This is a genomic window from Pseudomonas rustica (genome assembly GCF_018336155.1).
Classification (GTDB): Bacteria; Pseudomonadota; Gammaproteobacteria; order Pseudomonadales; family Pseudomonadaceae; genus Aquipseudomonas; species Aquipseudomonas rustica.
Genome location: NZ_JAGYHF010000007.1, coordinates 249,576 through 271,505 on the forward strand (window position 1 = coordinate 249,576; position 21,930 = coordinate 271,505).

At 59.5% G+C, this 21,930-nt stretch carries 17 protein-coding genes; 6 read left to right on the forward strand and 11 right to left on the reverse strand.

The genetic code is table 11. The features are described from left to right. Positions 1-2 precede the first annotated feature (2 nt). The 5 genes from pcaF to pcaR form a co-directional block, all read right to left on the reverse strand. The gene (gene pcaF, locus KFS80_RS15715) at positions 3-1,208 is read right to left on the reverse strand and encodes a 3-oxoadipyl-CoA thiolase (RefSeq protein ID WP_212545269.1); all 1,206 of its coding nucleotides are present in this window, start codon (positions 1,206-1,208) and stop codon (positions 3-5) included. After that, on the reverse strand, positions 1,205-1,984 hold the full coding sequence (locus KFS80_RS15720; protein ID WP_212545270.1) for a CoA-transferase subunit beta: 780 nt from the start codon (positions 1,982-1,984) through the stop codon (positions 1,205-1,207). Before KFS80_RS15720 ends, pcaF begins: the two co-directional genes overlap by 4 nt. Then, positions 1,984-2,841 (reverse strand): CoA transferase subunit A, encoded by an 858-nt coding sequence (locus KFS80_RS15725; RefSeq protein ID WP_212545271.1) that lies wholly within the window; start codon positions 2,839-2,841, stop codon positions 1,984-1,986. Before KFS80_RS15725 ends, KFS80_RS15720 begins: the two co-directional genes overlap by 1 nt. A 272-nt stretch (positions 2,842-3,113) precedes the next feature. Then, entirely contained in the window at positions 3,114-4,460 is a 1,347-nt protein-coding gene (pcaK, locus tag KFS80_RS15730; RefSeq protein ID WP_053117860.1) for a 4-hydroxybenzoate transporter PcaK, read from the reverse strand. A gap of 293 nt (positions 4,461-4,753) precedes the next feature. After that, positions 4,754-5,596, reverse strand: a complete 843-nt coding sequence (gene pcaR, locus KFS80_RS15735) for a pca regulon transcriptional regulator PcaR (RefSeq protein WP_007917109.1) — start codon at positions 5,594-5,596, stop codon at positions 4,754-4,756. A gap of 646 nt (positions 5,597-6,242) precedes the next feature. Here pcaR and KFS80_RS15740 point away from each other — a divergent pair. Together KFS80_RS15740 and KFS80_RS15745 are read left to right on the forward strand one after the other, a co-directional pair. Beyond that, positions 6,243-6,443 (forward strand): hypothetical protein, encoded by a 201-nt coding sequence (locus KFS80_RS15740; RefSeq protein ID WP_053117858.1) that lies wholly within the window; start codon positions 6,243-6,245, stop codon positions 6,441-6,443. 373 nt (positions 6,444-6,816) lie between these two features. Continuing rightward, a complete protein-coding gene (locus KFS80_RS15745) occupies positions 6,817-8,292 on the forward strand; it encodes an inorganic phosphate transporter (RefSeq protein WP_053117856.1) in 1,476 nt (491 codons plus the stop codon). A gap of 1,028 nt (positions 8,293-9,320) precedes the next feature. Here KFS80_RS15745 and ccoM read toward each other — a convergent pair. The 3 genes from ccoM to KFS80_RS15755 all read right to left on the reverse strand — a co-directional run bounded on the left by ccoM (position 9,321) and on the right by KFS80_RS15755 (position 10,218). Then, positions 9,321-9,434, reverse strand: a complete 114-nt coding sequence (gene ccoM / locus KFS80_RS27105; RefSeq protein ID WP_041070550.1) for a cytochrome c oxidase subunit CcoM — start codon at positions 9,432-9,434, stop codon at positions 9,321-9,323. 145 nt (positions 9,435-9,579) lie between these two features. Continuing rightward, complete coding sequence (locus KFS80_RS15750) at positions 9,580-9,741, reverse strand: hypothetical protein (RefSeq protein ID WP_212545272.1); 162 nt, start codon at positions 9,739-9,741, stop codon at positions 9,580-9,582. A 135-nt stretch (positions 9,742-9,876) separates the two neighbouring features. Beyond that, positions 9,877-10,218, reverse strand: coding sequence for a hypothetical protein (locus KFS80_RS15755; RefSeq protein WP_053117854.1), 342 nt, complete (start codon positions 10,216-10,218; stop codon positions 9,877-9,879). Between the two features lie 253 nt (positions 10,219-10,471). Here KFS80_RS15755 and rapA point away from each other — a divergent pair, with 253 nt between their 5' ends. Continuing rightward, positions 10,472-13,318 carry an RNA polymerase-associated protein RapA gene (gene rapA / locus KFS80_RS15760; protein WP_053117852.1) on the forward strand — a complete coding sequence of 949 codons (2,847 nt, stop codon included), beginning with the start codon at positions 10,472-10,474 and terminating at the stop codon, positions 13,316-13,318. Positions 13,319-13,562: 244 nt separating this feature from the next. Here the strand turns inward: rapA and KFS80_RS15765 are convergent, their stop codons facing one another. Beyond that, positions 13,563-14,912 carry a spinster family MFS transporter gene (locus KFS80_RS15765; RefSeq protein ID WP_212545273.1) on the reverse strand — a complete coding sequence of 450 codons (1,350 nt, stop codon included), beginning with the start codon at positions 14,910-14,912 and terminating at the stop codon, positions 13,563-13,565. A 301-nt stretch (positions 14,913-15,213) separates the two neighbouring features. On the opposite strand from KFS80_RS15765, the gene KFS80_RS15770 reads away from it, so the two are divergent. Both KFS80_RS15770 and KFS80_RS15775 read left to right on the forward strand, forming a co-directional pair. Next, a complete protein-coding gene (locus KFS80_RS15770; protein WP_212545274.1) occupies positions 15,214-15,582 on the forward strand; it encodes a YkgJ family cysteine cluster protein in 369 nt (122 codons plus the stop codon). A gap of 148 nt (positions 15,583-15,730) precedes the next feature. Further along, positions 15,731-18,013: a putative bifunctional diguanylate cyclase/phosphodiesterase gene (locus KFS80_RS15775; RefSeq protein WP_212545275.1), complete on the forward strand. Its 2,283-nt coding sequence runs from the start codon at positions 15,731-15,733 to the stop codon at positions 18,011-18,013. Here the strand turns inward: KFS80_RS15775 and KFS80_RS15780 are convergent. Beyond that, on the reverse strand, positions 17,904-18,800 hold the full coding sequence (locus KFS80_RS15780; protein WP_212545276.1) for an NAD(P)-dependent oxidoreductase: 897 nt from the start codon (positions 18,798-18,800) through the stop codon (positions 17,904-17,906). The two genes, KFS80_RS15775 and KFS80_RS15780, sit on opposite strands and share 110 nt — an antisense overlap. Positions 18,801-18,996: 196 nt before the next feature. On the opposite strand from KFS80_RS15780, the gene KFS80_RS15785 reads away from it, so the two are divergent. After that, positions 18,997-21,198 carry a hypothetical protein gene (locus KFS80_RS15785; protein WP_053117842.1) on the forward strand — a complete coding sequence of 734 codons (2,202 nt, stop codon included), beginning with the start codon at positions 18,997-18,999 and terminating at the stop codon, positions 21,196-21,198. A 303-nt stretch (positions 21,199-21,501) separates the two neighbouring features. On the opposite strand, the gene KFS80_RS15790 is transcribed toward KFS80_RS15785, so the two are convergent. Further along, on the reverse strand, positions 21,502-21,822 hold the full coding sequence (locus tag KFS80_RS15790; RefSeq protein ID WP_212545277.1) for a DUF2288 domain-containing protein: 321 nt from the start codon (positions 21,820-21,822) through the stop codon (positions 21,502-21,504). Positions 21,823-21,930 lie beyond the last annotated feature (108 nt).

Genomic DNA, 21,930 nt, shown 5'->3' on the forward strand with positions numbered 1-21,930 from the left:
CGTCAGACGCGTTCGATGGCCAGGGCCAGACCTTGGCCGACGCCGACGCACATGGTCGCCAGACCTTTCTTGCCACCGGTCTTTTCCAACTGATGCAGTGCGGTCAACACCAGACGCGCACCGCTCATGCCCAACGGGTGACCGTGGGCAATCGCACCGCCGTTCGGGTTGACCTGCGCGGCGTCATCCGCCAGACCCAATTCACGCAGCACCGCCAAGCCTTGGCTGGCAAACGCTTCGTTGAGTTCGATCACGTCGAAATCGCTGACCGCTACGCCGAGGCGTTCGATCAATTTGCGCACCGCTGGCACCGGGCCGATGCCCATTACGCGCGGCGCTACGCCGGCGCTGGCCATGCCGAGCACTTTGGCGCGGGCGGTCAGGCCGTGTTTTTTCACCGCTTCGGCGGACGCGAGAATCAGCGCCGCGGCACCGTCGTTGACGCCGGAGGCATTGCCGGCGGTAACGGTTTTGTCCGGGCCGTTGACCGGTTTCAATTTTGTCAGCGCTTCAATCGTGGTGTCGGCGCGCGGATGTTCATCCTGGCTGACCACGGTTTCACCCTTCTTGTGGGCAATCCGCACTTCGACGATTTCTTCAGCGAAAAATCCTGCAGCCTGCGCGGCGGCAGTACGTTGCTGACTGCGCAGGGCGAAAGCGTCCTGATCGGCGCGCGAGACTTTGTAGTCGTCGGCGACGTTGTCGGCGGTCTGCGGCATCGCGTCGACGCCATATTGCGCCTTCATCAGCGGGTTGATGAAACGCCAGCCGATGGTGGTGTCTTCCAGTTTCATGTTGCGCGAGAACGCCGCGTCAGCCTTGCCCATCACGAACGGTGCGCGGGACATCGACTCGACGCCGCCGGCAATCGCCAGCTCCATCTCGCCGCTGGCGATGGCGCGGAATGCCGTGCCGATTGCATCCATGCCCGAAGCGCACAGACGATTGAGGGTCACGCCCGGCACAGTTTCCGGCAGGCCGGCCAACAGCAGCGCCATGCGCGCCACGTTGCGGTTGTCTTCGCCAGCCTGGTTGGCGCAGCCGAGGAACACCTCGTCGATGGCGTTCCAGTCCACCGATGGATTGCGCTCCATCAGGGCCTTGATCGGCACGGCGGCCAGGTCATCAGCACGAACGGCGGACAGTCCGCCGCCGAAACGGCCGATCGGCGTGCGAATCGCGTCGCAGATATAAACGTCACGCATCATGCTTCTCCCGGTGCCTGACCGTGGGCCGCGGCGGTGCGCGCTTCGAGATCGCGCAGCGCGGTCAGTTCGACGTCAGTCGGCTCCGCGGTGGTCTCAACGCTGTCGGCAAAACGAATCGCCCAACCGGTGGCCGCGATTACTTGCTCGCGGGTCACGCCCGGGTGCAGTGCGGTGACCACGAATTCGTGGGTGCCCTCTTCCGGCTCCATGATGCACAGGTCGGTGATGATCCCGACCGGGCCGGCGCCCGGCAGGCCCAGACGTTTGCGCGAATCGCCGCCCTCGCCGTGACCGACCGAAGTGATGAAATCGAGCTTGTCGACAAACGAACGCGCCGACTGTTTAAGGATGATCAACACGCTTTTCGCCGAGCCGGCAATTTCCGGCGCGCCACCGGCACCCGGCAGGCGCACTTTCGGCGAGAAGTAATCGCCGACCACGGTGGTGTTGATGTTGCCGAAACGGTCGACCTGCGCGGCGCCGAGAAAACCGACGTCGATGCGTCCGCCCTGCAACCAATAGCGAAAAATCTCACCGGTCGGGACGACGGTGTCGGCGGTTTCCGCCAGTTCGCCGTCACCGATGGACAGCGGCAGCACGCTCGGCTTGGCGCCAATCGGGCCCGATTCGTAGATCAACACCACGTCCGGCGACGAGGTCAGACGCGCGAGGTTGGCGGCTTTCGACGGCAGACCGATGCCGACGAAGCACACCGAGCCGTTCTTCAGGCGACGGGCCGCAGCGACGGTCATCATTTCATTGGTGGTGTAAGTCATTACTTGGCCTCCGAAGCAGCGGCCAACTTGGCCTGGAACTCGCTGAAGTCAGCGCAGCCATGGATGTATTCGTTGATCCACGCGGTAAACGTCTCACGGTCGCGGGCGATCGGATCCCACGCCTGATAGAAACGATTGTCGCGCTCGTTGTAACCGTGGGCGTAGGACGGATGTGCGCCGCCGGGTACATGGCAGACTGCGCTCAAGGCCCAGGTCGGCAACACGCAGGAGTTCATCGGTGCGTTGAGGTTGTCGACGATTTCTTCGACGGTAACGATGCAGCGCTTGGCGGCCAGCGCGGCTTCTTTCTGCACGCCGAGAATGCCCCACAGCAGCACGTTGCCTTGGCGGTCGGCTTTCTGTGCGTGGATCAAGGTCACGTCCGGGCGCACCGACGGCACGGCCGCCAACACTTCACCGGTGAACGGGCAAGTCACGGTTTTGATCAGCGGATTGACCTTCGGCAGGTCGGAACCGGCGTAGGCACGCAGCACCGCGAACGGTAGGCCGGAAGCGCCCGCGACGTAGGCATTCGCCAGGTCGGCGTGGCTGTGTTCTTCGATCTCCAGCGGCTGCGGCCATTGTTTCTCGACCGCGTCGCGCAGACGGTGCAGCGAACCCACGCCAGGGTTGCCGCCCCAGGAGAAAATCAGTTTGCGTGCGCAACCGGCGCCGATCAGTTGGTCGTAGATCAGGTCAGGCGTCATCCGCACCAGCGTCAGATCTTTCTTGCCCTGACGAATGATTTCATGACCTGCGGCCGTAGGGATCAAGTGAGTGAAGCCTTCGAGTGCGACGGTGTCGCCGTCGTTGACGAATTGCTTCACCGCGTCGTGCAGCGAAAGGATCTCAGCCATGGAGCGGGCTCCTGTTTTTGTAATGAATCGCCAGTGATAAAAAGGCGCGAGGTTCAGCGCCGGAGTCACTGCAGATTAAGCCTGGGAAAAGTGCCAAACAATCCGATAATCGACTGAGTGTTCGTTTATCGAACAGATTGTTGTTTGCCTAACAATCCGATCAAAAGCTTCGCGAGCAAGCCCGCTCCCACATTTTGAAATGCATTCCAATGTGGGAGCGAGCTTGCTCGCGAAGGGGCCAGAACATTCAAAGGAGATTCTGACAGTAGTACTCAGGTGGCATCCGCATGACTGACCATGCCCTTGATCACCACCGCCGCCGTCGCCACCGCCGCCGGAATCACCAACGCCGTCAACACCTGCTCAAAATTCCAGCCCAAGCCCAACAACGTCGCGCCCATCCACGCCCCGAGAATCGCGCCAAAGCGGCCAATCCCCAGCATCCACGACACGCCGGTCGCCCGCCCCTGCGTCGGATAAAACCGCGCCGCCAGCGACGGCATTGCCGATTGCGCGCCGTTCACGCACATCCCCGCCACCAGCACCAAAGTCGCCAGCAAGGTGATATTGCCCAAGCTCTGCCCCACCGCGTAGGCAAACACCCCGGCCAGCAGGTAGAAAATGCCTATAACCTTGTGCGGATTGAAACGATCCATCGCCCATCCCACAGCGACCGCGCTCAATACCCCGCCGAATTGGAACAGCGCACCGATGAACGCGGCTTGTTCCATGCTCGCGCCACTGTCACGCATCAGCGTCGGCAGCCAACTGGTCAACAGATAAACGATGACCAGGCCCATGAAGTAGGTCAGCCACAGCAGCAAGGTGCCGGTGCTGTAAGTGCCGGAGAAGATCACCGCGAACACATTGCGTGCCTTCACGGTTTTTTGTTCCGGCACGCTGAAACTAGAGGCTTGGGCGACGGTGACCGGATCGATCGGCGCCAGGGTTTTGCGCACTTTGTCGGTGCCACGGTTACGGACGACAAGGTATCGCGCCGATTCCGGCAGCCAGAACAGCAGCACCACCGCGAGGATCAGCGGCAAAATCCCGCCGATCAGCAGCAGACTGTGCCAGCCGAACGCCGGAATCAGTTTGGCGGAAATAAACCCGCCACCGGCCATGCCGAGGTTGAAACCGCAAAACATGCTGGTCACCAGCAGCGACTTCTTGCGCTCCGGGGTGTACTCCGAGAGCAGCGTGGTGGCATTGGGCATCCCCGCACCCAGACCGAGACCGGTCAGGAAGCGCAGCACCAGCAGTTGTTCAACGTTAGTGCTGTAGGCCGACGCCAGGCTGAAGGCACCGAACAGAATCACGGCGCCGACGAGTACGACTTTTCGCCCAAAGCGGTCAGCCAAAGGGCCGGAACCCAGTGCGCCGAAGACCATGCCGATCAACGCGGCGCTCATTACCGGGCCGAGGCTGGCGCGGTCGATGCCCCAGTCCTGCGACAACGCCGGGGCAATGAAGCCCATCGCGGCGGTGTCGAGGCCATCGAGAAAGACAATCAGGAAACACAAGATCACCACCCGCCATTGATAGCGCGAGATCGGTTGGGCGTTGATGAAGGTCTGCACGTCGAGGCACTGACCCACAGCGGACTGAGGCTGGTTCATTATTTTTATCCACGCAAAAAACGCAGTCGAACGGCGGCCGGCCAGGGAGCGGCACAGCTACAAGAATAGAAGGTTGCAATCAGGCGTTGCGGTGAACCCGGCAACAGCGGTTGGAGCGGAGACAGTCGGGGAGCGTGCGCATGGTGAGTTGCCTCTTGTCATTATTATGGGAGTCGACAGTCCGGCGGGCTCATTCACAACAGCGCCGGATGACGCTGCCGCGACATTAATGATCCGGGGGTTTTAGCGTCAATTCGATAAACGCAACACTGTGCGTTTATCGAACAGCTTCATCAGGCAAACAACTGCGCGCTGAGGTCGCGGCTGGCGCTGAGCAGGCCCGGCAGAAAGCGCTGCTCAAGCTCGGTGCGACTGACGCGACCGGCGTGGGTGCTGACGTTGAGCGCCGCCACCACTTGGCCCGAAGCGTCGTAGACCGGTACGGCAATCGAGCGCAGGCCTTGTTCCAATTCCTGATCGACGATGCACCAACCTTGCTGCCGCACTTCCTGCAAACATTCGAGCAACGCGTCGGGGGTGTGGATCGTGCGGCTGGTTTTAGCCACCAGTTCAGCGTGGTCGAGGTATTCGCGCAAGGACGTGTCGTCCAGCGCTGCCAGCAGGATTCGGCCCATCGATGTGCAATACGCCGGCAGACGCCCGCCCACCGACAGGTCGACCGAGATCAGCCGCTGCGTGGTCGCCGACCGCGCGATGTAAAGAATGTCGTCGCCCTCAAGTGTGGCCATGTTGCAGGCTTCGTGCAGTTGCTCGCTCATGCGATCGAGGTACGGCTGCGCGGACACAGCCAGCGGCGTCGACGACAGATAAGCGTGGCCGAGGGTCAGCACTTTCGGCAGCAGAGAATAGGTGCGTCCGTCGGTGGTGGCGTAGCCGAGTTTGATCAACGTATGTAGGCAACGGCGCACCGCGGCGCGGGGAATTTCCGTGCGGTGGCTGATCTGCGCGATGGTCAGATGACGTTTGCGCTCCTGAAACGCCTGCACCACCGCCAGGCCACGGGCCAGCGACGTCATGAAATCCGGATCACCGGTCAGCGCCTGAATCCGCTTGGCCGGCGAGGCGACGATCGGCGGCGCCACGGAAGTGAAGGAGTTGCGCATTTGATCGTTCATTTATTGTCCTTTTTACCCGACACGGATCAATGGCTATACAAACGGCTCGCGGGCAGATGCACAAGCGGCGGGCCATCAACATTGGGCGATTATCGAACCGTCGACCGATAATCGCAATCGCCCTCCTCTGCTGTGGCTTTCTATTTGAGACGCTTGTGCAACTTTGCCGGGGAACTCAATCAAGATTTAGTTGATCGACTAAATGGCGCCAAAAACAGATCGCGGCGAAGTAAACGTTTGCTTGCACTTCAACTACCCGAGAAAGTTACGATTAACAAAACAATCACACATCCCGAACCGTTTTTAACTTGGCAACGATAGTCAATCCTGAATCGACCGCTATAATGCACCTCAGTGGCACCCGTTATTCATCGAGGTGGTCACCGGCTGAGGCGACGCCAATCGCCGCCAGCCCCGGCAAGCGCCTGACGCTCATGATTGATGTAACGCCAGCGCTCGCTGAAACAGGAACTGATGCTGCGTCCGTTTTAATCTGGTGTCGTAGCCGCCTGTAACATGGAAGTCTTGATCGCCCTGCCGAAGACATCAATGCCTGTTCTGGCGTTGAGTTCTCGACGGGCCCGCTCAATCGACTCGTTGCAGTGCGATTCACCAGACACTTATCTCAACTCATACAGGTAGCACTGTGACGAAAGACGAACTGCGCGCGGAACTTGAGCGCCAAGAACAACGTTACAAGGATGTTTACGGCGGGGAAGTCACCACCTACGCCGCTCAACCAGAACCGGAACGCAAGGCATGGCGCAAACGCCCTACCGTTCAGGATCAGGTCTTCAAGCAAGAAATCGAAAAGATCGAAAAGGAACTCAAAGCCGAAGAGCCATGAGCCACGGTTTTTGAAGGCCTTGAGCATCCGTGTACGCACCGGTTACCCACGCGGTGCCGAGACGATGCCTTGCGCGCCCGCTACGCGCGGGCAGCGGCTGATTCTGCGTAGAACCGGCTAAAGGACAGCTTCGGAAAGTTTCACAGATATTTCAGACAAGCGTTTGAGCCCTCCAAACGCGGGTAAAACGCTTGTTCCAAAAAGCCTTTTTATAGACAAATCAAAGGCTTGAAAAACCCTGCACGCCGCTTGGTTTTCATGTGCTGCAACAAATTAAATCGAAGAAGTGCGTTACCGATGAGCACTGAGGGCATCGATTTCCAGTCTTTTCTGGCATAATCGCGCCCCCTTACGACCGGGTCAGAAAACCTTCATGATCGATTTATTCAGCGGACTGGATGCTTGGGTGCTTGTGAGCCTCTTGCTCGCCCTGACGTTTGTCCTCGCCTTCGAGTTCATCAATGGATTTCATGACACCGCTAACGCGGTAGCCACTGTTATCTACACCAAAGCCATGCCGCCGCACCTGGCGGTGTTCTTTTCCGGTGTGTTCAATTTCCTCGGCGTGCTGCTGGGTGGCGTTGGCGTGGCGTATGCCATTGTCCACCTGCTGCCGGTTGAACTGCTGATCAATGTGAACACCGGCCATGGCCTTGCGATGGTTTTCTCGTTGCTCGCAGCGGCAATCGCCTGGAACCTCGGCACCTGGTACTTCGGTATCCCGGCGTCCAGTTCCCACACCCTGATCGGCTCGATCCTCGGTGTCGGCCTGGCCAACGCGTTGATCAACGACATTCCGTTGGCCGACGGCGTTAACTGGCAGAAAGCGATCGACATCGGCGCTTCGCTGGTGTTCTCGCCGATGGCTGGCTTCCTGATTGCAGCGCTGATCCTGATCGGCCTGAAATGGTGGCGCCCGCTGTCGAAGATGCACAAGACGCCTGAACAGCGCCGCAAACTCGACGACAAAAAGCATCCGCCGTTCTGGAACCGTCTGGTTCTGGTGATCTCGGCCATGGCCGTGAGCTTCGTGCACGGTTCCAACGATGGCCAGAAAGGCATCGGCCTGATCATGCTGGTGTTGATCGGTATCGTGCCGGCGCAGTTCGTTCTCGACCTGAACAGCACCACTTACCAGATCGAACGCACCCGCGACGCTACTCTGCACCTGAGCCAGTTCTACCAGCGCAACGCCGATTCGCTGGGTGAATTCCTCGCACTGGGCAAGAGCGTAGACGGCGACCTGCCGGAGAAATTCCGCTGCAACCCGCAGCAGACCGAACCGACCATCAGCGCCCTGCTGCACACGCTTAAAGGTGTAGCGGACTACCATTCGTTGTCGTCGGATAGCCGCATCGAAGTGCGTCGCTACTTGCTGTGCCTGGACGATACCGCGAAGAAAGTCAGCAAGTTGCCGGTTCTGGATGCCCGTGAAAAGGCTGACCTCGACAAGTTGCGTAAAGACCTGACCACGACCACTGAATACGCCCCGTTCTGGGTGATTCTGGCGGTTGCACTGGCGCTGGGTCTGGGCACCATGGTTGGCTGGAAACGTGTGGTTCTGACCATTGGCGAGAAGATCGGCAAGCAGGGCATGACCTATTCGCAGGGCATGTCGGCGCAGATCACTACGGCGAGTTTGATTGGTTTGGCCAACATCTTCAGTTTGCCGGTGTCGACGACTCATGTGTTGTCTTCGGGTGTGGCGGGGACCATGGTCGCGAATAAGAGCGGCCTGCAAGGTGGGACTGTTCGCACTATTCTGTTGGCTTGGGTGTTGACCCTGCCGGCTACCGTGGCGTTGTCGGCTGGGTTGTTCTGGTTGGCTTCGAAGGCTTTGGGTAGTTGATAGATAGCTGTATATGAAGAAGGCGCGATTCTTTGGGATCGCGCCTTTTTTTTGGTTCGGGGGTTGGGGTTGGGATTGGGGGCATATCCGTTGCTGCGGTGATGGCTGCTGGCGGTTTCGCTCTTACAGCGAGTTACCTTTTCCAAACGCCGAAAAGGTAACCCAAAAGGCTTTGCCCCGGCGTACGGCACTTCGCTTAGGCTCAGTGTTCCCTCGCTACGGTGTCCATCCGGGGACATCGCCTACGGTTTGCTTCGCTGCACCTCCTCTCGATGTGTGCGGCTACGCCGCACGGCGCTACGCGCCTGATCCCCGGATGGACACCTACGCTCGGCCTGCCGAAGGGGCTTGAGATCAAAAGCCACGTCAAAAGCCAGATCAAGATCAAGAGCCCCTCACCCTAGCCCTCTCCCGGAGGGAGAGGGGACTGATCGGGGTGTTTGGGAGAGGTACGCCGGCTTGGGATGCCGAGTCGAATGCATATTTTGAAAAGCCCACCATCGGCTCCCTCTCCCTCGGGAGAGGGCTGGGCGGGCGGCGTTCCGATGAGGGGCAAAAACACCACAAAAACCAAAGCCAAGCGCGCCGTGCTCCACACCACTCAATAGGCCGAGTGTCAGCTCGCCTGCTCTTGATCTTGATCTTGATCTCGGAGCCCGTCGGCAGGCTGAGTGGAGGGATTGATCCGGGGGTGGGAGCGCAGCGACCGTTTGGCGCAGCCAAACACAGCGAGAGGAGGTGCAGCGAAGCAAACCGTAGGCGCTGCCCTCCGGATCAATCCCGGAGCGAAGGAACCCCGAGCCCCAGCGAGCGGGCCGAACGTCAGGGCAAAGCCTTTTCGGTTACCTTTTCGGCGTCTGGAAAAGGTGACTCGCCGTAAGGGCGAAACCCTAAGCAGCCGTTACCGCAGCAACGGATATTCACAAAACACCCCCCCTGCCTGGTCGGCCCAAAGGCCGCCAAGGCAAAAAAAAAGGGGCAACCGAAGTCGCCCCAAAATGCCTTGCGTGCCCATCAATCCAGAAGAATCACTTCTTACGCTTATGCGCATCCTTCCAGATAAAAAATCCAAACCCTGCAAAAAACAGAACCATCAGCCCTACAGTCAGAACCCCGGCAAACACCACGTTATCGAAAAACATGACTGGCCTCCTGGCCCCTGCTTTGCTGCGATGGGACTAAATTACCAAACACACAGGCGCACAAATTGACCGGGATCAATAACCGCATCGAAGGGAGAGAAAGGAGGGGAAATAACTGACCTGCATCAACAGATGCAGGGGGAGATCAACGTTTTTTCGGCTTGTTCTTCAACTTTTTCTTCGGCTTGCCCAACGGCATCGCCTGCTCAAACGCCTGACGCACTTCGTTCAGCCGCTTCTCTTTAATGTCATGCACCCGCTTGGCGCGTTCAGTGCTGAGGTCGATCAGTTTGTCGTCTTGGCTCATGGCGTTCAGAACATCGCTTCAAAGAATCACAACTGCCACATCACCGGCAGGACTGCGCCAATAATGCCGCCTGCCGCCAGCGCTGACCAGCCACCCAGCCAAACACGATCAAACCAATCATCTAGCCAGAGCCGCTCAAATCTCGATATCGACCCACAAGCCCTGACGCGGCTGATCTTCAATCAACGGCACCACCGGCACGGTATTGTCGGCGTTAAGCACCGTACCCGGCACGGCCAGATGCTCTTCGGGATCTTCGTCGGCCTCGCGACGGCGACGATCACGCTCCTGCTGACGGCGCTGTTCTTCGCGCGCCAGCAGTCGATCCTCTTCCGGATCGCGTTTTTGCAAATCGATCGTGCTTTCGTTGGAGCTTTCCTGCACCGGCACCACCGGCGGAATATCCGGCCGCTGGCGGATCGGATCCTGCTGCGAAGTGATCGGCACAGCGCTCAAGGGGAGCATCGGTGGCAACATATGGGGGTTCTCCTGTCAGCAGGCTATCGGCTAAGGCAAACACGCCTTGAGCCACCCGTCGCAATTCTGTGACGCACTTGGCACCTGTAGGAGCTGCCGCAGGCTGCGATCTTTCATCGGACAGCGCAGAACTCAAGTGTTTCCAAAGATCAAAAGATCGCAACCTTCGGCAGCTCCTACGCCAGTAATCTTTGGCCCTGAAGCCCTCATTCCGTTAAGATAGCCCGCTTTTTCAAGGTGGGAGTCAGGCAGCATGGCGCAGCAGTATCAACCGGGGCAACGCTGGATCAGTGACAGCGAAGCCGAGCTGGGTTTAGGCACCGTTCTGGCACAGGACGGCCGCTTGTTGACCGTGCTCTACCCGGCCACTGGCGAAACCCGCCAGTACGCGCTACGGAATGCGCCCCTCACCCGCGTGCGATTCTCGCCGGGTGACACCATTACCCACTTCGAAGGCTGGAAGATGACCGTGCAGCAAGTCGACGATGTCGACGGGCTGATGGTTTATCACGGCCTCAACGGGCAGAACGAAGCCGTTACCCTGCCAGAAACCCAGCTGTCGAACTTCATTCAGTTCCGTCTGGCCAGCGACCGTCTGTTCGCCGGGCAGATTGACCCGCTGTCGTGGTTCTCGCTGCGTTACAACACCCTCGAACACACTAGCCGCCAGCTGCAATCTTCGCTCTGGGGCCTGGGTGGCGTGCGTGCGCAACCGATCGCGCACCAATTGCACATCGCCCGTGAAGTCGCCGACCGCATTGCGCCGCGCGTATTGCTGGCGGACGAAGTGGGTCTGGGTAAAACCATTGAAGCCGGTCTGGTGATCCATCGCCAACTGCTCTCGGGCCGCGCCAACCGCGTGCTGATCCTCGTCCCGGAAAACCTCCAGCACCAGTGGCTGGTGGAGATGCGCCGTCGTTTCAACCTCCAAGTTGCGCTGTTCGACGAAGAACGCTTTATCGAAAGCGATGCCACCAACCCGTTCGAAGACACCCAACTGGCGCTGGTCGCGCTGGAATGGCTGGTCGACGACGAGAAGGCGCAGGATGCGCTGTTCGCCGCCGGTTGGGATTTGCTGGTGGTCGACGAAGCGCACCACTTGGTCTGGCACGAAGAAAAGGCCAGCGCCGAATACTCGCTGGTCGAGCAACTCGCCGAAGTCATCCCGGGCGTGCTGCTGCTCACCGCGACTCCGGAACAACTTGGTCAGGACAGCCACTTTGCCCGTCTGCGCCTGCTCGATCCAAACCGTTTCCACGACCTGGCCGCGTTCCGTGCCGAGAGCGACAACTATCGCCCGGTGGCCGAAGCCGTTCAGGAACTGCTCGACAAGGGCCGTCTCTCGGCCAAAGCGCACAAAACCATTCAGGGTTTCCTCGGCAACGAAGGCGAAGCCCTGCTGACCGCGGTCAACGATGGCGACACTGAAGCCAGTGCCCGCCTCGTGCGTGAACTGCTTGACCGCCACGGCACTGGCCGCGTGCTGTTCCGTAACACCCGCGCCGCCGTGCAGGGTTTCCCGGAGCGCAAACTGCACCCGTACCCGCTGCCGTGCCCGGACGAATACCTCGAACTGCCGTTGGGCGATCACGCCGAGCTGTACCCGGAAGTCAGCTTCCAGGCGCAGCCGGACGCCAGCGAAGAAGAACGCTGGTGGAAATTCGACCCGCGCGTCGAATGGCTGATCGATCAGCTGAAAATGCTCAAGCGCACCAAAGTGCTGGTGATCTGTGCCCACGCCGAAACCGCGATGGATCTGGAAGACGCCCTGCGCGTGCGTTCCGGCATCCCGGCCACGGTGTTCCACGAAGGCATGAACATCCTTGAGCGTGACCGCGCCGCCGCGTACTTCGCCGATGAAGAGTTCGGCGCGCAAGTGCTGATCTGCTCGGAAATCGGCAGTGAAGGTCGTAACTTCCAGTTCGCACACCACCTGGTGCTGTTCGATCTGCCGTCGCACCCGGATTTGCTTGAGCAGCGTATCGGTCGTCTCGACCGGATCGGCCAGAAGCACATCATCGAACTGCACGTGCCGTACCTGGAAACCAGCCCGCAAGAGCGCCTGTTCCAGTGGTACCACGAAGCGCTGAACGCGTTCCTCAACACTTGCCCGACCGGCAACGCCTTGCAGCATCAGTTCGGCCCGCGCCTGCTGCCGTTGCTCGAAGAAGCCGACGACAGCGAGTGGCAAGCGCTGATCGACGAAGCGCGCAGCGAGCGTGAGCGTCTCGAAGCCGAGCTGCACACCGGTCGCGACCGTTTGCTGGAGCTCAACTCCGGCGGCGCTGGCGAAGGTGAAGCACTGGTCGAGGACATCCTTGAGCAAGACGATCAGTTCGCCCTGCCGATCTACATGGAAACCCTGTTCGACGCGTTCGGCATCGACAGCGAAGACCATTCGGAAAACGCCCTGATCCTCAAGCCGAGCGAGAAGATGCTCGACGCCAGCTTCCCGCTGGGCGACGACGAAGGCGTGACCATCACTTACGACCGTAACCAAGCGCTGTCGCGCGAAGACATGCAGTTCATCACCTGGGAACACCCGATGGTGCAGGGCGGCATGGATCTGGTGCTGTCCGGTTCGATGGGCAACACCGCCGTCGCGCTGATCAAAAACAAGGCGCTGAAGCCGGGCACCGTGTTGCTGGAATTGCTCTACGTCAGCGAAGTGGTGGCTCCGCGCGCGCTGCAGTTGGGCCGCTACCTGCCGCCGGCCGCCCTGCGCTGCCTGCTCGATGCCAATGGCAACGATCTGTCGCCACGCGTCTCGTTTGAAACCCTGAACGATCAGCTGGAAAGCGTGCCGCGCGCCAGCGCCAACAAGTTCATCCAGGCCCAGCGCGATCAGCTGACGCCACGGATCAACGCCGGTGAAGACAAGATCACCCCGCGTCACGCCGAGCGCGTGGCCGAGGCCCGTCGCCGTCTGGCGGCTGACACCGACGAAGAACTGGCGCGCCTGACCGCGTTGCAAGCGGTCAACCCGACCGTACGTGACAGCGAACTGGTGGCATTGCGTGAACAGCGTGAGCAAGGTCTGGCGATGCTGGACAAAGCGGCGTTGCGCCTGGAAGCGATTCGGGTGTTGGTGGCGGGTTAAACCGCCCTGCTCCTCTGCTGAAACAACAAGGCCCGCAGCGATGCGGGCCGATCGTTCCCACGCTCCGCGTGGGAATGCCTCAAGGGACGCTCAGCGTTCCAGCTCTGGAAAGGGACGCAGAGCGTCCCGTGCTGCATTCCCACGCAGAGCGTGGGCACGATCAAGCAAAGATCGCAGCCTTCGGCAGCTCCTACAGGAACCGCATTCCCATGTAGGAGCTGCCGAAGGCTGCGATCTTTTGATCTTAAGCCGTCGCCACTGCAACCTCTGGTTCAACCACCGCAACCAAACCTTCCTTCATCCTCTGCGCATCGCGCACAAAACACCGCGCCGCGAGAAACAGAAACACCATCGTCAGAAACAGCGCCACCGGAATCAAATACATCGCGTCATGCAGCCCGACTGCCTTGAACGCCTCGCTCATCTGCTCAGCCCCCGCCGCCAGCATCGCCGTGTGCGCAAAGTGATCGGACAAACCACCGACCACCACCGGCCCCAAGCCACCGCCCAGCAGATACAACCCGGCAAAGAACAACGCCATCGCCGTCGCCCGCAGACGCGGTTCGACCACGTCTTGAATCGCGGTGTAAACGCAGGTGTAGAAGTTGTAGGCAAACAGCCAGCCGACACTGAATACCGCGACAAACACACCAATCTCGATGCGCCCGGAATGCAATGCCCACGCCGTGCACAGGGTCGAAATAATCAGACTGAACGCCGCGAACAACAGCCGCCCGTTGGCCACGCGCTGGTGAATCTTGTCCGCAATCCAGCCGCCCAGCGTCAAACCGATCAGTCCGGTCACGCCGACGATCACGCCAGTCGCCACGGCCGCTTCCTGCAGCGGCATGAGGAAATAGCGCTGCAGCATCGGCACCAGAAACGAGTTGCAGGCATAGGTCGCGAAGTTGAAGCACAACCCGGCCATCACCAGCCAGAGAAAGGTCGGCACGGCCAGAATCCGCCGGATCGGCTTGTCGACGCGTTCCTGCGAAACCTGCACGGTTTCCGCCGCGCCGCGCTTCGGCTCTTTAATGAAGAACATGAAGATCGCCAGGACCAGCCCCGGCACCGCCGCGATAAAAAACGGCGCGCGCCAGCTGTCGAATGCCTTGACCATCCAGCCGATGGTGAAGAACGCCAGCAACAAGCCCAGCGGCAGACCGAGCATGAAAATGCCCATCGCCCGCGCCCGACGATGCGCCGGGAACAGATCGCCGATCAGCGAGTTGGCTGCCGGCGCATAACTGGCCTCACCGATGCCGATGCCCATGCGCACGATCAAAAAGCTCCAGAAGCTGCCGACCAGCCCGTTGACTGCGGTCAGCGCGCTCCACGTCGCCAGGCCCCAGCCCATCAGTTTGCGCCGTGAGCCGGTGTCGGCCATGCGCCCCAACGGCAGGCCGGCAATCGCGTAAACAAGGGTGAATGCGGTACCGACGATGCCCAGTTGAAAGTCACTGAGGTGCCATTCCATGCGGATTGGCTCGATGATGATCGCCGGAATGGTGCGGTCGAAGAAGTTGAACAGGTTGGCGAGGAACAGCAGGAACAGAATGCGCCAGGCATTCGCCGCTTGGGTCGAGTTCTGCATGGGTCCGTCTCTTTATTGTTATAGGGCTTCACTGCCAACGCATCCGAGCCCGGAACCTGCAATCTAGTCAGCCTGAGGGGGGCTGTCTGTGATCATTCGTCTGCCTGATATCGGGCCATGGCACTGTAACGAAACGTAAGCCCTTGATAACGCTTGAATCCCCCGAAAACCGGGGCTTTTACGGCAAAACCTTGCCACAAAAAAATAGTTTCACGCCCCCCTTCCCAACGCCGTGGCGAAGCCTAGAATAGCCGCCGGATCCGTCCGGATCTCCCGATCAATCCCTTTGATACCCCCGTCCATGTCCGAAGTCAGTCCGTGTCTGAATTGCGGTGCCTGTTGTTCCCATTTCCGTGTGTCTTTTTTCTGGGGTGAGTGCGCTTCCTCCGGCGGCACCGTGCCCGATGAACTGGTCACGCAGATCAGCCCGAGCCGGGTGGCGATGAACGGCACCGACTGCAAATCGCCACGCTGCACGGCGCTGGAAGGCGAAGTCGGTAGCGAAGTGAAGTGCTCCATTTATGAATTGCGTTCCAGTCCCTGCCGCGAGTTCGAATCGTCGTGGGAAAACGGCGAGCAGAACGTCGATTGCGATAAGGCCCGCGCACGTTTTGGCCTGCCGCCGCTGCAACCGGAATGGGCGCAAATCCCTTTCGAACAGATCGCCTAAGCCTTTAGCGCCAATCGCTATGACGCTAATGCCGAAATCATTAGCGCCAATGTGCCACTACCACTTGCTCTGCGAAAACCGCCTCTATACTCCAGTCATTCGCCTGCGCTAGCCGCGCAGTAAGGACGACTCAGAGACGGGGCATGCTATGGAGTGGCTTGGTTTGCAGTTTGTTACCGAGCTGCCGGAGAGCGGGCAGGTCATTCTTAATTGCAGCCATAACCCGCTGCTGGTGCTGGTGGCCTATCTGGTCGCGTGCGCCGCCAGTTTTGCCACCCTCGACATGGCCGAACGCGTCGGTCACGCGGAAGAACCGCGTTCACAGCGACTATGGCGCTGGATCGGCGCGACCTGCCTGGCCGGCGGCATCTGGGCCATGCACTTCATCGGCATGCTTGCGTTTCAGGCACCGATCGACATCCAGTACGACCTGCCCATCACCCTGTTTTCCCTGCTCATCGCCCTGCTCGCCTCGTGGCTGGCCATGCACACCCTGAGCGAATCCCAGCCCAGTCTGGTGCTCTACCTGAAAACCGCGCTCGTCATCGGTCTGGGCATTGCCGGCATGCATTACGTCGGCATGGCGGCGATGCAATCGGCCGCCACCTCGTACTACGATCCTGGACTGTTCACCCTGTCAGTGGTGATCGCCATCGGCGCCAGTTTCGCCGCTCTGTGGGTGGCAGGCTATCTGCGCGAAGGCAGCGGTTTACTTCATCAAATACTCAAATACAGCGCCGCACTGATCCTCGGCGCCGGCATTTTCAGCATGCATTTCACCGGGATGGCCGCCCTCAAGCTGATTTTGCCCGAGGCCAGCACGCCGACATTGACCGCCGAAACCAGCCACCTGCAATTGGGCCTGACCGTGGCCCTGATCACCTTGCTGATTCTCGGCAGCGCGATCAGCGCCGCACTCGCCGATAAAAAACTGCAACACAAGGAGCATGACCTGCGCCGGGTCAACGCCCTGCTCAGCCAGCTCGACCAGGCGCGCATGTCGCTGCAGCAAGTGGCCAATTACGACGCGCTGACCAACCTGATCAACCGCCGCGGTTTCAATCAGATCTTCGCCGAGAAGCTCAATCAGAAAGCCATCGAGGGCGGCATGCTCGCGGTGATGTTTCTCGACATCGACCACTTCAAACGCATCAACGACAGCCTCGGCCATGACGCCGGCGACGCGCTGTTGAAAGTCATCGCTGACCACATCAAAGGCTCGGTGCGCAGCCATGAAGACGTGGTCGCGCGGTTCGGTGGCGACGAGTTCTGCATCCTCATCGGCCTGCATGACCGCGAAGAAGCGCGCAGCATGGCCCAGCGCATCATGCAAAAAATGAAGGAGCCGATTGAGCTGGCCGGGCGGCGCATGGTGATGACCACCAGCATCGGCATCAGTCTGTTTCCGGACGACGGCACCACCTGCGAGGAACTGCTCAAGCACGCCGATCTGGCGCTGTATCAATCCAAAGGTGCCGGGCGCAACGGCCTGCACTTTTTCAATTCCAACCTGAAAAACCGCGCGACCATGGAGTTGCAGCTCGAAGAAGAACTGCGTCATGCCCTGCGCGAAGAAAATGGTTTGATGCTGTATTACCAGCCGATCTTCGAACTGAAAACCGGCAAGGTCACCAAGCTCGAAGCGTTGATCCGCTGGCAGCACCCGGTCAACGGCCTGCTGACGCCGGATCGTTTTATCAGCATCGCCGAAAACAATGGCCTGATCGCCGAACTGGACAACTGGGTGCTGCGTCGCGCCTGCAAGGATTTGGGAGAACTGTCGCGCCACGGCTGCGATGAATTGAAAATCGCCTGGAACTGCTCGCCGCTGAACCTTGGCCGCGAAGAACTGGCTGACGAAATCGAAAACGCCTTACGCACCGCCGGGGTCGCGCCGGAACGGCTGGAGCTGGAAGTCACCGAGAATGCGCTGATGGGCAATATCGCCAACACCCTGGTGCTGCTGCGGCAGATCCGCGCCCTCGGTGTGTCGCTGTCGATCGATGACTTCGGCACCGGTTATTCGTCGCTGGCCTACCTCAAGCGTCTGCCGCTGAATACGCTGAAAATCGATCGCTCGTTCATCATCGACATTCCCAATGCCACGGCGGACATGGAAATCGTCCAGGCGATCATCGTCATGGCGCACACCCTGCATTTGCAGGTGGTCACCGAAGGCGTCGAAACCCTGGAGCAGTACGAATTTCTCGAACGCTCGGGCTGCGATTTCATTCAGGGTTACCTGCTCAGTCGCCCGGTGCCGCTCGACGAATTACGCCCGGTGCTGGAAGAAATCAATCAGCGCAAACAGTCCCATGCGGTCAATCCGTTGATTCTGGCGCGCGGTACATTTGCACCAGCGTTGCTGGATCCTTCGCCAAAAAGCCCTGCGCCCCATGCAGGCGCATCAATTGTGCGGCCAATCCGCTGATCGGCGTGGCCGAGCCCTGTTCGCGAGAAAACTTCACCGCGGTGTCGAGATCCTTGAGCAGCGTGCGCACGTGCCATTTGATCGGCTCGAAACGGCTTTCGGCCATTTGCGGGGCGAGGATCTGCAACGGTTTCGAATCGGCAAAACCGCCGGCCAATGCTTCGGCGATCAGGCTGGCATCGACCCCGGCTTTTTCCGCCAGCGCCACCACTTCAGCAATTACCAATGCATTACAAGCGACGATCATTTGATTGCAGGCCTTGGTCACCTGACCGGCGCCAACGCCGCCCATGTGCGTAACGCGCTGACCGAGATTGAGCAGCACCGGGCGCACTCGCTGAAGATCCGCCGCTTCACCACCGACCATAATTGCCAGACTGCCGGCCTCGGCACCGACCACACCACCGGACACCGGTGAGTCCAGCCAGGACATGCCGGTTTTCTGCGCCAATTCAGCGGCCATCTCGCGCGTCGCGGTCGGTTCCAGGCTGGAAAAATCCACCAGCAACTGACCGCTCTTGCCACCCTCAGCGACACCGCCCGCGCCGAACACCACCTCGCGCACCACCGCCGTATCAGCCAGGCACAGCATCACCACGTCGGCGTGTGCGCACAGTTCAGCCGGGGTCGCCACTTGCCGGGCGCCGGCCTCAACCAGTGGCGCGCATTTGTCCGGGTTGCGGTTCCACACGCTCAGCGGGTAACCGGCGGCCAGCAAGCGGCGGCACATCGGCAAGCCCATCAGACCGATTCCGGCGAACCCCAACGAAGGTAGCGTTGACATCATTTAGCCTCCTTTTGATTAAAGATCGCCGAATAATGGCCGATTCATCAGCGATCAGGAAAGGATTCCCCCGAGCGACCGTCAGGCCAAGTCCCTGACGCCCGGGCCAAATTCGCGCAAACAAGACGCGAGCTCTTATTCCGTGAGGTTCGCTGACATTGGTCTGCGAACCAACCCAGTACCAGGTAAATGGCGCCCAATGACTTCTAAAAACAATACCGCCACCGCGGTCTCCGATCTGAATCCGAGCCCCGCCGCCAACAGCCCGTCATCGCCCAAACCGCTGGTTCCCTCGCGCCCGCTGTCAACCCAGCAATACCTGTACTTCACCGAAACCAATACCGACCGCATCCTCGACAACCTCGACGGTCTGCGCGACATGGTGTTCCCGCGCCCGCCGCACCTGGAAGGCGATAACGAACAGCACAACGATCAGGAATTCCCGTCGGTGTGCCTGATCGGCCTCGGTCGCTGCGGCTCGAACATCGCCCTCGACGTGGCGGAGCTGGTGTACAACGCGCGCAAGTTTTACCTCAACGAATTCAACAACGAAGATCGCCCGTCGAATGACCGACGCGCCACCGAAAAAGGCTACAGCCCGGCGCAGTGGATCAAGAACAACCTGCGCATCGGCAACAGCAAAGCGAGCAAACCGGTGTTTCTGGTCGAGCCGCTGGTGATGCTCGGCGACCTCGACAAGGACATCGCCGGGCGCATTCGTTTCTCGCGCAAGGGCGAAAAAAGCGGCTTCCTGCGCGACTACAGCAAAATGAAGATCATGGACTTGTCCGAAGTCCACGCCGGTGGCGCCGGTAACGCGCCGATCCTCGGCCAGTACCTGGCGAAGATCATCCTCAACAAGGACACCCAGCGTTTCTCCAGCCCTGACTGGAAAATGATCCACTCGTACCTGATCGACAGCTGCGGCATCAAAGCCAACCAGTCACGTCTGTATTTCTCGATTTTCAGTGCCGGCGGCGGTACCGGTTCCGGCATGGCTTCGGAATTCGGTCTGGCCCAGCAGCACTCGTACATGAACAAGACGTTCGACACCAAACCGATGGACGAGCATGACGGCAAAAGCGGTCATTCGTTCGTGTTCGAACCGATCTTCACCAGCGGCATCTGCGTGCTGCCGAATATTTCCGATCACCGCAGCGAAATGTCCGAGGCGCTGCACATCAACGCCGGACGCCTGCTGTGCAAATACCTTTCGGAAGAATGGGATTTCTCCTACAACTTCGCCAACGAAGACAGCAGCGAAGCCAGCGTCATGGGCCGTATCCGCCCATGGAACGCGATGATGCTGATCTCCAACGACATCATGCGTTACGCCGAAGAGAGCGATGACGGCAACATCCAGAACATTGATGTCAATGCGATGGAAAAGCACGCCAACCAATACATCTCGCAGCAAATCTTCAACATTCTGACGGCGCAGGCGGTGACGACTGACTACGATCAGAACTATTTCCGCCGCGCCGGCATCGACATCGGTGAGACCATTCGCCTGGATGCCAACGACCTGTTCATGAGTCTGGCCGGCCCGGTGGCGATTGCCTACGCCGAATCGGTGGTGCCGGAAACTCCGCCGCCGAGCAGCGACAAATTCAAGGTGTTCGATAAAGAGCCGCAGCGCCTGAACATCGACGATCTGTTCTTCCGCTCGATCGACCTGCCGCACTTCAACAAGGTCACGCAAGCGATCGAAGGCATCAGCCTGCTGCCGATTGAATCCAAGCGTTATCGCGCTTCGCTGGAGCAGTACAAGAATTCCGGCTACGACGCCGCCGCGTTGCACGACCTGCACTTCTTCAAGAACTGCTCGTCGGTGGTCTCGATCGTTTCGCTGCCCAAGGATTACAAGCTGTCGTACATGGATCTGAACCGGTTGAAGACTCACCTCAACAGCCTGTTCCCCAACACCACGCTCAAGCGTTATGCGCTGGTGATCGGCGCCTCGGCCAACCTGTCGCTGACCACATTGATTGCGAAGAGCCCGTGCCTGTCGGACGACTTCCTGACCTTGATCGTCGCGTTCATCAAACGCTGCTTCGCCAAGACGCCGTACCGTTTCGATGAGACGCTGGACAACTCGATCCTCGACTTCATCATTAATGAAGAATTCGACGAAGATCGCATCGACGATTTGCTAAACGAATTCGAGAACCCGGCGAAGATCCTCGACACCAACTGGTACGCGATCAAACCGATGTACGAGAAGAAGTACCGCGAGCTGATCAACGACAAAGACAAGTTTGTTTCGATCAATGACATTCGGTTGTCGCGCGATTGTGTGAAGAAGTCGATCAAGTATTTGCGCGAGATTTATCGTCACCGGATTGGAAAGACCAAGGTTATTTCGCTGAATAACCATACCGGGAAGTCTTTCTCGGTCTGATCCGGAACCGAGGCGCCCCATTCGCGAGCAAGCCCGCTCCCACAGGTTTTGTGGTGTTCACAATATTTGTGTTCACTCGGACACTGTGGGAGCGGGCTTGCTCGCGAAGAGGCCCTCAAATTCACTGAATATTTCAGCCATTCCAACATCCAGAAACAATTAAGCAGCCCAAAGGCTGCTCTCTCAACTGTTCCCATTACGTTTACGTCACCGTGATGCCACCCTCGCTTGTGGCCTTTCTTCACGGCAACGTGCCATCACGCTACTCCGCTACACACTTTTCGCCGACCAGCGGACGCACCATCAAGGTGCAACGTCGGCAGAACCCGCCCTTTCCTGGATCAGAATCCACGGCGAAACCACCACTGCCCACAGCTGCGGATCGCGTTCGAAAAGATCCAGCGCCCGCGTTTCAGACAGCTTGGCGAGTCTGTCTTCGGCCAGCCAGGCGGCGACTTTCTCGCCTTCATCCGACGCCACGGCCTCGGCGGCAGCGATCAGATCCAGCGCCGGTTCGACCCACAATAGGGCACCCTTGGCGAAGAACGGCTCCAACTCTTTCCAGGTAATAGATGCGGTTTCACCAAGCAGCTTGGCATAGAGGGTGCTAGGTTCTTGATTCATGGGAACTGTCCGGAAAAGAAATCGACGCGAATAATAACGTCGGTGATCCGCCAGCAAAACCCGGTTGCAAAAGGCTGTACCGAACGAAAAGAGCAGGAAAGCCAAGGA

Coding starts and splice junctions, on each gene's coding strand:
- KFS80_RS15745 (WP_053117856.1), top strand. CDS start 6,817: ATGATCGATTTATTCAGCGGACTGGATGCTTGGGTGCTTGTGAGCCTC.
- KFS80_RS15790 (WP_212545277.1), bottom strand. CDS start 21,822: ATGAATCAAGAACCTAGCACCCTCTATGCCAAGCTGCTTGGTGAAACC.
- KFS80_RS15765 (WP_212545273.1), bottom strand. CDS start 14,912: ATGCAGAACTCGACCCAAGCGGCGAATGCCTGGCGCATTCTGTTCCTG.
- KFS80_RS15770 (WP_212545274.1), top strand. CDS start 15,214: ATGTCCGAAGTCAGTCCGTGTCTGAATTGCGGTGCCTGTTGTTCCCAT.
- pcaK (WP_053117860.1), bottom strand. CDS start 4,460: ATGAACCAGCCTCAGTCCGCTGTGGGTCAGTGCCTCGACGTGCAGACC.
- pcaR (WP_007917109.1), bottom strand. CDS start 5,596: ATGAACGATCAAATGCGCAACTCCTTCACTTCCGTGGCGCCGCCGATC.
- rapA (WP_053117852.1), top strand. CDS start 10,472: ATGGCGCAGCAGTATCAACCGGGGCAACGCTGGATCAGTGACAGCGAA.
- pcaF (WP_212545269.1), bottom strand. CDS start 1,208: ATGATGCGTGACGTTTATATCTGCGACGCGATTCGCACGCCGATCGGC.
- KFS80_RS15755 (WP_053117854.1), bottom strand. CDS start 10,218: ATGTTGCCACCGATGCTCCCCTTGAGCGCTGTGCCGATCACTTCGCAG.
- ccoM (WP_041070550.1), bottom strand. CDS start 9,434: ATGTTTTTCGATAACGTGGTGTTTGCCGGGGTTCTGACTGTAGGGCTG.
- KFS80_RS15720 (WP_212545270.1), bottom strand. CDS start 1,984: ATGACTTACACCACCAATGAAATGATGACCGTCGCTGCGGCCCGTCGC.
- KFS80_RS15780 (WP_212545276.1), bottom strand. CDS start 18,800: ATGATGTCAACGCTACCTTCGTTGGGGTTCGCCGGAATCGGTCTGATG.
- KFS80_RS15725 (WP_212545271.1), bottom strand. CDS start 2,841: ATGGCTGAGATCCTTTCGCTGCACGACGCGGTGAAGCAATTCGTCAAC.
- KFS80_RS15775 (WP_212545275.1), top strand. CDS start 15,731: ATGGAGTGGCTTGGTTTGCAGTTTGTTACCGAGCTGCCGGAGAGCGGG.
- KFS80_RS15750 (WP_212545272.1), bottom strand. CDS start 9,741: ATGAGCCAAGACGACAAACTGATCGACCTCAGCACTGAACGCGCCAAG.
- KFS80_RS15785 (WP_053117842.1), top strand. CDS start 18,997: ATGACTTCTAAAAACAATACCGCCACCGCGGTCTCCGATCTGAATCCG.